Source organism: Psychrobacter sp. TB67, assembly GCF_000511065.1.
Taxonomy (GTDB): domain Bacteria; phylum Pseudomonadota; class Gammaproteobacteria; order Pseudomonadales; family Moraxellaceae; genus Psychrobacter; species Psychrobacter okhotskensis.
The window spans coordinates 1-14,505 of the sequence record NZ_AYYA01000064.1 but is presented as its reverse complement, the minus strand read 5'-3'; the positions used below and the strand labels follow the sequence as shown (position 1 = coordinate 14,505).

6 protein-coding genes and 1 tRNA gene are annotated in these 14,505 nt (G+C 42.9%); 3 read left to right on the top strand and 4 right to left on the bottom strand.

Annotated features, from left to right (window positions below; genetic code table 11):
* Positions 1 to 150: 150 nt before the first annotated feature.
* The 3 genes from recD to W293_RS0112135 form a co-directional block, all read right to left on the bottom strand.
* Positions 151 to 2,364 carry an exodeoxyribonuclease V subunit alpha gene (gene recD, locus W293_RS0112145; protein ID WP_025652690.1) on the bottom strand — a complete coding sequence of 738 codons (2,214 nt, stop codon included), beginning with the start codon at positions 2,362 to 2,364 and terminating at the stop codon, positions 151 to 153.
* 89 nt (positions 2,365 to 2,453) lie between these two features.
* The gene (locus W293_RS0112140; protein ID WP_025652689.1) at positions 2,454 to 6,956 is read right to left on the bottom strand and encodes a UvrD-helicase domain-containing protein; all 4,503 of its coding nucleotides are present in this window, start codon (positions 6,954 to 6,956) and stop codon (positions 2,454 to 2,456) included.
* Between the two features lie 92 nt (positions 6,957 to 7,048).
* Positions 7,049 to 11,647: an exodeoxyribonuclease V subunit gamma gene (locus W293_RS0112135; protein WP_025652687.1), complete on the bottom strand. Its 4,599-nt coding sequence runs from the start codon at positions 11,645 to 11,647 to the stop codon at positions 7,049 to 7,051.
* 360 nt (positions 11,648 to 12,007) lie between these two features.
* Between W293_RS0112135 and W293_RS0112130 the strand changes: the two genes are divergently transcribed.
* The 3 genes from W293_RS0112130 to W293_RS0112120 all read left to right on the top strand — a co-directional run bounded on the left by W293_RS0112130 (position 12,008) and on the right by W293_RS0112120 (position 13,636).
* Positions 12,008 to 12,568, top strand: a complete 561-nt coding sequence (locus tag W293_RS0112130; protein WP_025652686.1) for a hypothetical protein — start codon at positions 12,008 to 12,010, stop codon at positions 12,566 to 12,568.
* A 91-nt stretch (positions 12,569 to 12,659) separates the two neighbouring features.
* Positions 12,660 to 13,487, top strand: coding sequence for a hypothetical protein (locus W293_RS0112125; protein ID WP_025652685.1), 828 nt, complete (start codon positions 12,660 to 12,662; stop codon positions 13,485 to 13,487).
* Positions 13,488 to 13,560: 73 nt separating this feature from the next.
* Positions 13,561 to 13,636, top strand: a tRNA-Arg gene (locus W293_RS0112120).
* 173 nt (positions 13,637 to 13,809) lie between these two features.
* On the opposite strand, the gene W293_RS16415 is transcribed toward W293_RS0112120, so the two are convergent.
* Positions 13,810 to 14,505, bottom strand: a 696-nt coding sequence (locus W293_RS16415; RefSeq protein ID WP_037025835.1) for an IS30 family transposase, incomplete at its 5' end; no start/stop codon positions are given.

Below are 14,505 nucleotides of genomic sequence, written 5' to 3'. Positions count from 1 at the left end.
TATAGTCAGTGAAAAGTAATATCGAACCATCACGCACTGCTGATATCTATTTTTTTTGCTTGCTGTGCCTGCGCAGACAGAGGCGACAAAAAATTGATATCAGCAATACCATAGCGTTTTTAGTATATTTTGATTATCTATACGAGGCAACTAAAACTGTAATGCCAAACCTGTATGGCGCTCAGTGGGTGTTTGAACGGCTTTCTCAAAAGCGTGTTTGGTACTATAAATGGTTACCTTTTCTTTAGCACGGGTCACTGCCGTATAGATAAGTTCTTTACTCAGCAATCTTGCATGACTATTGTCAAAAGTAATAGCCACATGATCAAACTCAGAGCCTTGTGATTTATGAATGGTCATCGCATAAGCTGTGGCAATCACTTCTTCATTTAACAAATTGACCGCAATCCCCTGCGTTTTATTTTCAAAGAAAACCTCTAATCGACTTCTTTCATCGCCTGTCTGCAAGCAAAAACCAATATCACCATTAAACAATCCAAGCTCATAGTTATTTTGCAGCACCATAACAGGACGACCATGGAACCATGTGTTTTGACCCAGTGGTAACTTGAGCTCAGCAAGATGCCATTGAGTGAGAATATTATTAATGTAGTGATCGCCCCACTCACCATTATGACCAGCAGTTAATATTCTAAATTGGTTGAATATTTTCATTAATGAAGCAATGGTGTTTTTAACGGTTTCTGGCATGGATTTTTCGATCGGACTTTCTAACAGAGTTCTTACTTTGTTCTGGTATGTTTGGTAATTCAAATTTAGTTCTGAGATAATTTTATTATTGCTTAGGCTATTTTTTGTCTTGCTGTTTTGAAGCACTTCTGTTTGTAGGGTGTTTACGTTATTAACATACTGAAAACTTAGCGCGTTATCTTGATTTAATAACTGCCAAATAACTTGGGTATCTGTCTCTGTTTTATTAATTTGATAAGCAAGCTTGCCAATCCCCGAGTCTGCCGTAAATCGACGGCTCTCTGTCAGCTCTGCATGAATGGATTGCAATAGTGGAATACGGCATAAATCCGCCAATACAGCGCCTGCATCGACCGCTGCTAACTGGTTCGCATCGCCTAATAATATCAACCTTGCACCAGGCTTTACCGCACTGACAAGATAATTCGCTAGCTCCACCCCAAGCATTGATGCCTCATCAACGATTATAATATCTTCGCCAAGCGGGTTATGGGCATCGTAACGCGGTCTACCCGTCCGACCAATACCTAACAAGCGATGTATCGTTTTTGCTTCTTGCAACTGTAGCTCAACACCAGCTGTGTCTAACGCCGCCTGCAGCGACTCTTGCATGCGCTGTGCTGCCTTACCCGTTGGCGCGGCTAACGCTAGACTGGCGCTATCAGTGCTGAATCTAATACTTTTATGTTCACCATCCCTACTCTCTGCGGCCTGTTGCAGCGCGATGACTAACTGAGCAACGGTATAGGTTTTACCTGTGCCGGGACCACCTGTAATAATACTAAAGGCGTTGTTATTAGCGACATTAATCGCCTTCACTTGGTGCTCATGAAGGTTTTCAGGTATTGCTATTTGTAAAGGGCTGACTTGCTGATTCAGAATGTTATTGATATTTTTTGCTAAGTTGAACTCGGCTTGCCAAGCTCGATGCAACCAAAAAGTGATGGAGGTATTTTGCTCATCAGCCTCTTGGTTATTAATAAGCCGATAAATAATAGGTTGATTACTTTTGCTTAGGCTATTTTTATTAGTGTTACACTGAGTATTGGTGTCAACATCGGCGAATAACGTATGCTTATGAAGTGACTGAACGAAAGATTCAAAGTCGCTATTTTTCAACAACTGATATAGCGTAGTCACCATATCAAAGCGTTTATCTAACACCTCTTTTTCATGATTACTGAGTGTTAGCTGTGCCCATAGTTGAGATTGCTTGTTAAACAGAGTTTCTAACAAGACAAATAGCGACGTCTCAGGTGTAGCATCATCTTCTGATTGGCTGTCTACTTGAGTATCGATTAGCGCAAGGATTGGCATTGCTAACACCTCTAACAATTGCTGCTGCCACACATGTAGCGTCACTAACTCGCCATTGATATGACCTTGTCGCGGTGTTTCATTCGCAGCCGATTCAATGGTTAAAACGGTATGCCCTTCTTCCAAATGAGTCGCCAACATAACGAATAAGGCGCTAAATAACCCACTGTCTTCAGTTTTGTCTATTTTGGCGCTACCATCATCAGTATCAGAATTATCATCGATTGTGTTATAGGCTACCTGCGTCTGCTGACGGCGTAGCAAAATATAATTACTGAGGTTACTAGCCCAGCTCTCTTGTAAGCTTATATCCGCCCTGCTCTTATTATTATTCATAGATTATTGCTCATCGTATGCTTGTCTCTTTTTAGATTTGGTTAAAAGGTATAACAATGTTCATGCAGTCAATCATTACTCAAAATCTGTCAATCTGGTCTGCCAAACAACGTATCTAGTGCTTTAATAAAATCGATGGGTATATCCCAAGTGACTAATCCATAGGAGCTGTTAATCTTTAATTCGCTACCGTCCGACTTATTAGCATTTTGTGACTCATTCGAGGCGGCTTTAACGTTCGGATCATATACGCCGCGTAAAAAGACATATTCAACAGCACCCAAGTATTTATCTTCATTGCCTGCATAATTACTGATTCGCATAGCTAGGAATCGATGCAAAGCCACTTGGTAAATCGCTGCTTGTAACCAATATCCCGCCTTGGACATTGCTTGCTTGAGCGTGTTTTCATCATAATCACTTAGGCTATTTCCTAAAAAATTACTCTTGTAATCGACGACGTAATACATGCCAGCATGCTCATACACCAAGTCAATTTCACCGCGTAGATAACGATACAAATACGCTTTGTTTTGCGCAACCAGCGTGACATGTTTGTCGGTCTCATCAGGCAAATACTGCTGAAAGAGTCTAGTAATATCTTGTGCCTTAAAGTTCTCTGATAGCCCCATATTAAACTCTAATTCAGCAAATCGTTGACCTGCATCAATAGAGCGCAAAGGTTGCTTGGAGGCCAATAATGGCGCATCTAAGACCTCTTCAATCCAGTCCATCAACGCCTCATGTTTGCTAGCGTCTACTGAGTTAAGATTAAATGAATCAGTATTAACGTCATTACCTTGCTCTTGCGTCTTTGCTTGCAATCGACGGCTTTGGGTTTCAGCACTGCTATACACCAGCGGCAGCTGATAACTACTGATGGCTCTATCGATAACTTGAGACCACTGCGCTTTATTGTTGAAATCAATTTTTTCAAATATCTCATGCAAAAATGTACCGGCATTAGCGCCTTTGACAAAAGTAAAACGGATATCATCTTCTGACTTGAGATTTAGCTCACCGGCTTGTTCAAGAGAGTCGTTATTATGCAGTGATGGTACAGCCGAAATTGAAGCTTCTGGCATATCGATGTCTATCGCATCATCAATACGCTCATCCATCACCGCCATTGTCTGTGTTGATTCATCTAGCTGACGCGCCAAAGCGGTAAAGCTGGTCTTGGCCCACCCATAAAAATAGTTGGTTTTCATAACTTCTGAAAAATCATCATACTTAATAGGCTCTGTTTTAGGTCTAATCAAATTAGGCGATTCATTTTCCGTTAATGCGCCTGCTTTAGCGGTAGCACGGTTATTGTTATAGAACTCATTAACTTCATGCCCTCTGAGCATACCTATGATACCTTTGAGTCTATCAGGCAATTCAAACTTTGGCTCTTCGGAGTCAAACCAATAAAACACTGGCTTTAAGTCAAACCCTGTTTTATTACTAGGATCTCGTAGCACGACATAAAGCTGCTCACTGGCCCGAGTAAATGCCACATAGCCAAGCCGCCGTATCTCATCAAAACCTTCTTGCGTCTCGATATTGGTATAGTAATCCTCGACAGTAGCAGAACCCTGTACAGGAGAGAAACGGCGCTGATTTCCCATTGCTTGATTATCTATCGACTGCTGCACTAACGCTGAAGGCGCTTGCTGTGCGTTATACAGATACAGCCCATAGTCTTCCTTATTGCCTGACTTCCTACTGGCATCGCCCATGCCTAGCACATAGACAATGGGGAACTCGAGCCCTTTTGACTTATGAATGGTCATCAGCTGCACACCAGATTCTGTCGGTAGCGGATATTGCTTGGCCCAATCACTACTGGGCGCTGCATCTATGTGTTGTCTAAACCATGCCAATAGCTCATGCTCACCCATGCCAATACCATACTGCGCCATAATATCCATCACATGACGCAAATCCATGATATGACGATCGCCTTCTGGATGAGCAGCCAACGCTTGCCAAACGCCTTGCGGCTGCATTGGATTCTTATCTAACAAGTAATGTAGTGCCGATAGTATGCCAAAGTGCTGCCAACGCTGCGCCCCTTCCTTTAGATAAGTAATAAAGTCTTGATAGCTTTTTTTATTATCAGTAGCTGCTGTATTTTTAGAATTAAAGCTATTTGAATCGGAGCTTAGCGCGGTATTGCTGCCCTCGACTATTCCTGACTCATGATCCGTCATCATGGCTTTGATATTTTTAATACTCAGACCATACAGATGACTGGTCAATACTCGATTAATCATATCATGACGATAGGGATATAACATGGCGCTTAGTAGTGCTGCCACATCTTCTGCCATAATCGTCTCAAAGATGCTGACATCACTGGTGGTCAAGGTCGGCACATTGAGCTTTACTAGCTCGTCTTCCACCCGTTTTAAATCTTTTTTGGCACGTGCCAGCACGCCGATATCGCTCGGCTGAATCGGTTTGCCTTTTAATGTCTGACCACTGTTAAGCAAAGTGGCTATATGGCGCGCAGTGATTTCATGCTCATCGTACTCAAGCTCTTTATCTTTGTCATAAGGTAAGTACAATAAGCTCACTGACTGAGCAGAGAGCACCTCTGTGACCAACACGTTGTCCAGCTTATCTGACTCATTAAACCAAGACAGCTGATTGTCCATTTTTTCAGCTTTGATGTGCTGGTAATAAATACCTGTGCCTAATTGAGCTAATTTATTCTCACCAGTGGTTGCATCAGCCATGCCGAACCAGCAGTTCAATGCGTTAATCACATCAGCATTTGAACGACGATTGATATCGAGTGTCCATAGGGCACTTTTATCAAACTGAGCTTTCATATAGTTATAGTTGGCCACATCGCCACCACGAAACCCATAAATGGCCTGCTTGGGGTCACCAACCAATAGCAAAAACTCCTGACTGGATTTTTTAGTGCTAGATTGTTTACGTTTGTTTTTTGGCAAATAAATACTTTCAATCATAATGGCTTGCTCGCCATTGATATCTTGCGATTCATCAATCAATGCCACAGGATAGTGGTGACGAATATAACGTGCCAGCTTCTCTCCTTGCCGACCAGTTAATGCTTGATTTAAGCGTACCATTTGCAGATTAAAGGTGGTCTCGCCGCGCTCTTCTAATATAACGGGCAGTCTGTCACGTACCGCCAGCACGATATGACGGTTAAGATTGGCTAATACCAATAAAATATGCTGATTTAAGCCGTCAACCATATCTAAGAGAGCCATTAACTTACTAATGGTCTCTAGCTCAAATAGGGTCTGATGCTCTTTTTCTTTATTTTTATTAAAATTCTTAATCTTGCCGTCTTCATTAGGATATCTGGAATCCTGCAATGCGGTAAGAATCTTGTTTTCACGTTCATTTAAATAATTGGTAAATGCCAGCTGATGTTCTATTATCTTTTGATGCACCTCAATAAGGGCATCAAATTGGTTGGTTAAGTTAGAACGCCCATTAAACCCTTGAGCTTTTCTATAATCAGGATTTAAATAAGGCTGGATATCTGCTAAATCTAGCTGAGAAAACTCCTTGATTAGCTTTTCATATGCAACAAAGTCAAAGCTTTTCTCATGTCTTATCTCATCAATAGGTGCTGAAATAAAGTTAAGCGAGCGAGTCACATACTTCTTATGATCACTAACGGCAGTCAATTTGCCTTGCTGATCCATCAATGCATACAGCTTTGGCTCCTCGTGATACAACCTGCTTTGGAACTGACGCAGCTCATCATGAATGATACTGTCAGTCACCTGCTCAATACTGCTGTCTTCAATAATACCCATGCCTTGCTGATGACCCGTCTCGCTACTATATTCCGTCAGCCATTTTTGCGCCAAGCTATCGAGCGTACCTACGAATAGCTTATCCAACGTCGTTAGCACCAGCGCGGTACGCCTAATAGCTTCTGTCATTGGATAGCTGTAGACATGATCCAATAAATAACCAATTAAATGCAGGTTAATAGGATCTTTCATGATGCCATCTAAGCGCGCATATTTTGCCTGATTGACTAGCCAATCTTCACGATATTTTTTTGCTTGTTTACGTTTATCAGCGGTAGCTTGCTTATCAGTAGCAAGGTCTTGATTTAGCTGGTCAGTTTTCTCTGCCTCAGCGTTTGAGGCAGCACTTGAGTTATCTGCTTGTCTATCCTTATCACTCTCAGGCATGACTTGTAATATGTTCGGGTATAAACTCTCTTTATTATTAGTATCAGCACTTAGGCTATTAACCCACTGCAATAATTGATAGAAATCTACCAAACGGTCATGAATACGCTGACGCATTTCAGCTGCGGCAGCGCGAGTAAAGGTCGTGGCGATGATTTGCTCTGGCGCACGCCGCGCTTCAATCAGCAGACGCAGCACGATACCAGTCAATGTCCACGTTTTGCCAGTACCAGCTGAGGCTTCAATTAAATGCTTGCCTGTTAGAGCAACATCAACTGCTGGTATTACATCCGCTTTTTGATCAGATATAGGATTGGCGTGAGGCAGCTCATCCGAGTACTCATCGAATAAATATGGTTGCGTAGACTGTGTAGAAAGGTCACTGATACTGGTTGGGTCGGTAAAGTCTGTCATATGGGCGCATACTTTTAATTATTATTTATTAGAGCAAGAGAGCAGCAATTGATTATTCTAAATAACTAGAATGAATTGAAGACACGCTCTAATTAGCCATCCAAGTCAATCAACGCATCAAACATTGGCTCATATAATGGTCGCGCCAAGGTAGTCAACGCTGCCGATAATGCTTTGAACGCGTCTTGATCACGCAGTACATATTGCCAAATGGCATGCTGCGAGCACGTATCGTATACCGTGTCTACATTATAGTTAGGTCTTAGCCAGTCTGAGAAATCTGCACGTTTTGGCCAATAACTACTGCCTTCACTTTCTTCAGACTTTAAGTACTTATCAAGGTAATTGAGTGCATATTCTGGCAATAACGTAATGGGTACTTGACCGACTAGCTTGCCAAAAATCGCCCATTTCATCAGCTCTATCACAGCGTTTTCATAAACAATGGGACTTAGTTTAAAGGCGATTATTTTGTCATATTTTTTGACTTGCGAGCTAGGCTTATTAAAGCGCCAAATACTCACACCATCATTTAGAGCCACTTGCTCAGCAGTGGTACGTCTGGCCACCTGCCAATACAAGTGCGATAACCAAAATTTGAGTAAATGCCTAGGGCTAGCAGAGTTGGGCAGTATATTTAACCATTGCTTGGGTGATTGCTCAGCATAGGTCTTACCTGCCTGCAGATGTGTGTGGCGGGCATGCGCATCTGGCGGCACTGATGATGGTGGTAATGATACTGATGCTAATATTGGCACCGAGCCTTTTATCTTAATAATCTTCGGCAACAGCTTGAGCAGTGTTTCCATACCCTCTATATCTGTCTGGTTGCTTGATTCGCTATTGGTGCTATTCAACAGTTTTGCCAACTCTATCTGAACAGGGTGTTCGGTGATTGGTGTCAGTAGCTGTAATAATGTAGCGCTATCTGCTCCACCTTCGTTAATAATACTACTCTCATCAAAGCCATTAGCCATTAACTGCTCTTTGAACTCTAGACATTGCTGTTGCAGCTTTTGTTGTTGATTGGGTAGCGTGGTTTGACGAGCCACACCAGCTGGCATGATTTTTTGGTACATTAAGGTTTGAGTTTCGCTGTCATCAGTCGTATTGGCAATAGTCTCATCAGTAACCAACTGTTTAATCAAATGCGCTTTAATTTGATAGGTCGTCAAGCTGTCTAAAAATAGCGGCTCTTGCTGCGACAGCGCTTCTTCACCTTGCACCACATGCACCTTTTGAGTACGCAAAAACGCTTTGGCAGGATGGCGCACTTGGTACGCCAATACTCCTTCAACGTCTATCTCTCCAATATTAAATATGCTATCAGATACCGCTTGGGTAAGCGCATCTATCATGCTACCGACATCGCTAGCATCAACAACTGTATCTAGCGCTAGCATTTCATCCAATGCAGACAAGGTTTGATTGTCTACTCGACCTAACTGACCCAAGCCTTGACCAAGCATCTTAGCGATTGACTCATATTGTGATTTTGTGGGTAAGCTCACCAGTTGCGCATGCTCACTAGATACTCGCCCTTTTAAAGTATGAAACACTGCCTGCCAAAGCGGCGCAGGCGGAAACTGCTTTTTTTGCGCCAGTTTGGTTTTGCGCATGGCTTTATTTAATAAAGTATCCAGCTCATCCATCATATCGACAGGGCTGGAATCCTGAGCATTGACGTTGGCATTGTTATTGCCATCAATATCAATAGACGCTTGCTCAAAAATATCATTGCCTTCAATTTCTGTTTCAAACAGACTCTCATGAAAAGGCAGTGCAGGATGCTCAGTCACTAGCCACTGCTTAATCAATTTAGGCAAATAGCGCTTGAGAGTCTCGGTGGTAGGATCAATACTCTCTGATAATGTTGCTAAGTCTTCAAGCGAGTTCACCTGCCACTGTACTTCACCTTGCAAGAACTGTAGCAATTCGCTCACTGGGTTGGCTGGCAGGTGCTCATGAGTGTCCGTCAGACTTTGACCGTTGTAAAACATCCAGCAAGCACTACGCGCACACAGCAGCGCATCTAAAAATGCACCATTGTCATCGTCTTCGCTGACTCTGTCACCGCGACGTGAATTGGTCGCTTTCATCAAATCATAGCGGTTATCACGATCACGCGCAGGAAACTCAGAGAGATCCATATTGAGCATCACCACCAACTCAAAAGGCACGTTTCTTAGCGCACCAAACCGACCAAAGGTAATCACCCCAGTCGGCTCCGCACTGACCTGCTGGCTTTCAAGCTCGTTTTCAATACTGTCTAGCATAAAGCTCAGCTTTAGTGGCAACTGCTCCACACCTGCCAGCTTTTGCTCTACTTCTCTATTGTCGCTATCGCTACTGGCGTACTGTCTATAGTGACGATTGGCTCGCAAGCTAGATTTAAAGCCGTTCATTGCGTTGTAGATGGCACGCATGGTACGCGTTTGATCCACATCACCAAAGTAGCGATGTATCACTTGTCTCTCAATCTGATCGAGCCAATCTTCCGCTTTCATTTTTTGTGTATGGTCATTGCGTCGTGCGACCAAGCCAGTATAAATGCGGCAAAGCGCTTCAACGATCAACGCATCATTTAGGCTCACTTGCGGCAATGGCAAGGTCATTTCTGGTAATGCAGTACTTGGCCATTCATCTTCATTTAAAGGGTATAAACAATCGCTCAACTCAGCCTCTGGCATCACTAAGCCTAATGTTAATCTGTCTAACGCTTGCGCAAAGCTAAAGCGGTAGTCGTAATCATTGCTATCCAAAGTTTGCTTAAGATGCCGCTCATCAAACCCGCGGATAAAGCCTGCCTCTACCAGCAAATCACAGCCACGGCTCATTTGTTCATGAGTCAGCCCAAAACTTTCAAACAAAGGTGGCAGCATCAACCAATCTAAGACTTCAGCCGCTTCAAAACGGGCACTATGGCTGCCTAATAATTTATAAAAACCAATAATCGCGTCCCATAGCTGCCGAATATCGGCATCAACAACCCCAGTTACCTTGGCGGGCAAAGTCAAACCATCCTGACCTTTACCATTGACAAAGATAGAGCCAATCAGCGCATGATGACGCTCAACATCGGGTAGTAACACCACAATGTCAGAGATATGGCGTTTTTTCTCACCCGCTTTGACAGATTCATTTAACCAGCGCCCAATCATGATACGCAACACTTCAAGCTGGCGCTGCAAACTATGGCACGAATGAATGCTTAGGCTATTATCTTGCGAAGAGATTGCCCAAAAACGATCCTTCTCAAAACGCTTATTCTCCAACGCCTCATCGTCATACCAAGCCGTCTCTTGTTTATCTCCATCAAGGCTCGGCGCTATTTGCTGACTCACTGCTTGCGAGACTGTAGCGGCCGTTGCTTGTTGGGTCGATTGCTCATCAAGCATTAAAACGTCATTTTGCAAACGTCTTAATAAGCTTGGACTATTTTGCGTAGCTTGAGAACTGTTAGCCTCCTCATAGGCTCTGTCATCAACACTAGTCCCAAACTCATCATTCCAATCATTATCTAAACCATCATCGCTAATATCGCCAACATCGAAGCTATCTTGCCACTCTACTATTTCTTCTTGGTACTGCTCATTGCCCGACAAATTAGCAAGCATGGCAAAGGTATCGCGCGACTGCTTGCCCAAACGCGACAGTAAACTGTGACCATAATCCCGTAAAAACACACTTTCAGGATTGATGATTTGTTGACGCTGTAACCAAGATTTATCGACGATATCGGCCCAAAACAGCTTTGATGGATTGTAATGCAATAGCGTGATATTCATGTACTTCGATAAGCGCTGCAAAAAGTCAAGCTCAGTCTGTGGCAGCTGCTGAATGGTAAAAATACGCAATACTTTAGGCAATTGAGCGCGCTCGTTGGCCTTGTTATCCTTTAAAGCCGACCAGAATACCTCTTCGAGTGCCACCCGATGTAGATGAACATCAGCAAATAAGTGCGACCATAAGAAGCGCTGGGCAGCTTCCAACTCGACATAATGCTCAACCAACCATTCAGGCGTGCCACGCGCATATTTATCAAAGCGTAGTGACAATGCATCTTTATCCGCTATTAATTCATCCACATTCAGAGGTTTGTTATATGACCATAGCGCCAACCAATCCTCACGATGGGTTAAGTAGCGGTTAAACACTCTTGCCAAATCACTTGCCAGCTGCCAAATACGGGCGTCTTGTTGCGCCTTGTCTTTTGTCATGTTCTGTTTTAAATTGTCTTGTCCTAAATTACCTTGTTGAGCACCTTCATGCGGCTCATCAATCAAAGACGCTAATAATGGGTTAACCGGATGCTTTTCATCGGCAACAATCACCTCTTGGTAATAGGTTAAATACCCAAACAAGCGCCATTGCATCACTGTGGGCGACAGCACCGCCACTTCTGGTACATTCAAGGTTGCCGCTTCAGGATTTTGAGCCAATAAATACGTATTATGACGGGTTAACACATCCTGCATGAGTGTCCACTGATACTGACCCCAAAACTTAGTACGCACCAACGTGCTAATTCCAGCACGGCTAGCAATGGTTTTGTCCAACCAATCGCCCAATACCATTGAAGGTACAATGACAATAAAAGGCTCAAAAACAGGCTGATCCTTAGACTGATATTGCACAAGCAGTTGATTGACAAGGTTTTCGGTACGGTGTGACTGAATTATTTTAAACATAGAAGGGCAATCTGATTGAAGTGATAAAAGAATAAGGGGGTTAATAGATAACACAGGGTTAAAATAGCGCACCAACGTTAATGATAAAAGCTTTGAGTACAATAACAATGCCACAAACGATACTCATCAATCCATGTTTGGCAGTCGTTACTGAGTAATATTTCTGCTAGCATAATCATAGTAAATCAATTGAAAGTAGTTATAATTAATAGCTGATATAACCACCAATCGCATCACCCGATTAGTGTGCCATTGTTCCCAGTGGTTTACCAGTTTATAAACCAAGGATGACATAGCCTGCGACAACGGATGTCGCTGATTTTTTAAATGAGCTTCTTAACGACGAGACAACTTAATCTTATGCCCCTGCGCCCTATCGATGCCCTCTTTATCCACCTTGAACGACGTGTCTATGTAGTCTACTATCGAGGGGAATTATGGCAATTGCCTCGTATGAAAATTGATGAGCTATCGTGGCAGCGTAGGCAACCTTATCAAGGTTCCCCCGATGCCTTGTATCTAAGTCGTCATCAAGCTATCCAAGATCCAGTGTTGGCACAAAAGCTGCGAACACTAAACTTGCCTATGGCAGTACGCGGCATTACACTACCACGCTTCGAAGCATGGTGGGAGAGCCACGGTTTTGACTGGTTAAAAGACCAATTAACAATAGGTGAATCCCCATTAGCCGCGCATACTACGACAAGCACGACTACAAATAGCGAAACCAGATCTATTGCGCCGCAAGACAGTACATCAACCTCAGCCAATAATGATAATAGCGCTGAGCAGAACAGCAGTACGCAAACTCAAGAATCTAAAAAAGTAAGTAAGCAAAACGATAGCATTCAAGCAACAGAAAAAACGGATGTTTTCGCTGAAATGCTAGCGGATTTGGTCGAGGAAGTATTGTATAAATAGCTTAGTTTTTAGCAGCAATGTTAGCCGAAAAGTTATGTGCTATAGGTCATTTAAGCCTAAATCAAATACACCAAAATAAGAACGATAATCTATGAAAGACTATAAACTGCTATTGGCTGGCCTGCTTTTGCTACTGCTGATGATACTCATCGCCGTTTTTACTTGGTTGTGGAGTAGCAACCGTAAAAACATGGATCCACTGCCTATTTTGGCAAGCGAGAGTGAGACGATAGCAGAAGCCACTGATGAGGATGCCGATACTAGCGCTGATCGTACCTTGTATTTGCAAATACAAGACAGTCTACAAATACCATTAGACCATGTAATCACAAGTTTCGAATCCCGCTATCCTCATGTGCAAGTTTTCACAAATTATGTCAATTCTACAGCACTATTAACTTTGCCAAATAACAATCATAATGGCAATGAGAGTGCGCCTGTTGTCACTCATGCCGACATAATTATTGCTGATAATATCTTACCAAGCGAGCGCCTACTACCCTTACAAACCAAGCTTAAAGATGCTCAAGACAAGCGCAATCAGAGCAATATTGATACTGATAATGCCAATCAAGATAGTGATGCTAGCCTGAATGTAAGTGATCTGTTTAGCGAAGCAGACATTGCTACAAATACATCAGACAATGCCGAAGCGCGTCGTCTGAGTTCTTTTAGCTATGCCTTGAAAGATGAGCATGCGCTTGATGGTGTTATCCTGACGCATAATACTGTGGCGATTAATTTTCGTAACTTTTTGCTCTCAAGTACGGGGCAAGACATATTAAAAAAATATGATTATTACAATATCGAAGGTTATAAAAACAGTGTTGACGATTTATTTAGGCCTACCTCACAAGCCAAAAAACCATTAGGCGACAATGGAGAAGATGTCGCTGATGCACTTAGTAATGGCGAGTAAGGATAAAGTGCTTCTATTTATCTTTTGTTTATTGCTTTTATGCCTACTTTTTTCTACAATGTCCCTCCATAATGCGCCTATAGCTCAACAGGATAGAGCAGTTGCCTCCTAAGCGATCGATCCGAGTTCGAGTCTTGGTGGGCGCACCATATAATATACCCATATAACCCCGTATCGCCCCAATCATAAGGCTTTCGGGGTTTTTTAATGCCTCATACGTACCCATTCCCACCCATAAATAACCATTGCATACTGTATTAATTACAGTATTCTATACAGTAAGAGCGATTATACTGCTTAGATTAACACACCAAGTGCAACGCTAATTAATATTATAGAACGCCTGCATAGGCGTTTTAAACCCTAAGCGTTTTCTTGGTCTGTTATTTAGTTTGTTCTCAATGTCCTGCATCTCATCATCAGAGACTTGTCTAAAGTCACAGCCTTTAGGCAGATACTCTCTGATCAAGCCGTTGGTATTTTCGTTGGTTCCTCGCTGCCATGACGCATAAGCATCGGCAAAGAAGAAAGAGCTAAAGAGCTTTTGTTTCACCTTTTTATGCTGAGCAAACTCTTTACCATTGTCAGAGGTAATGGTCTTAACCTGCAACCTCACTGGCTTTAAGAGCTCTATCATTGCCTCTGATACTTGCTGTGCCGTTTTATTATCCACACGTTTCATCTTCAGCAGCCCTGTTTTACGTTCAACGAGCGTGACAATCGCTTGCTTGTGATGCTGACCGATAATGGTATCCGCCTCCCAGTCGCCAATCCGCGTGCGCGCATCAACGATGGAGGGGCGCTCATGGATAGAGACTCTGTCATTAATACGACCACGAGTCTCAGCAGTTAAACGCTGCCGATAAGGCTTGGCTTTACGTCTGAGACACTGCCATAACCTGCCGCCCTTACGCTTGTTTGTCCATATATAGCGATAAATGCTCATATGACTGAGTCCACCATGAACACCTGCTATTTGCTGGGGACTCCAGTTCTCTTTAAGCTTGTCTGTGACCCA

What these genes read in the sequence shown, in the direction of transcription:
- recD (WP_025652690.1), bottom strand. Translation starts at nt 2,364, where the DNA reads ATGAATAATAATAAGAGCAGGGCGGATATAAGCTTACAAGAGAGCTGG.
- W293_RS0112125 (WP_025652685.1), top strand. Translation starts at nt 12,660, where the DNA reads ATGAAAGACTATAAACTGCTATTGGCTGGCCTGCTTTTGCTACTGCTG.
- W293_RS0112135 (WP_025652687.1), bottom strand. Translation starts at nt 11,647, where the DNA reads ATGTTTAAAATAATTCAGTCACACCGTACCGAAAACCTTGTCAATCAA.
- W293_RS0112140 (WP_025652689.1), bottom strand. Translation starts at nt 6,956, where the DNA reads ATGACAGACTTTACCGACCCAACCAGTATCAGTGACCTTTCTACACAG.
- W293_RS0112130 (WP_025652686.1), top strand. Translation starts at nt 12,008, where the DNA reads ATGCCCCTGCGCCCTATCGATGCCCTCTTTATCCACCTTGAACGACGT.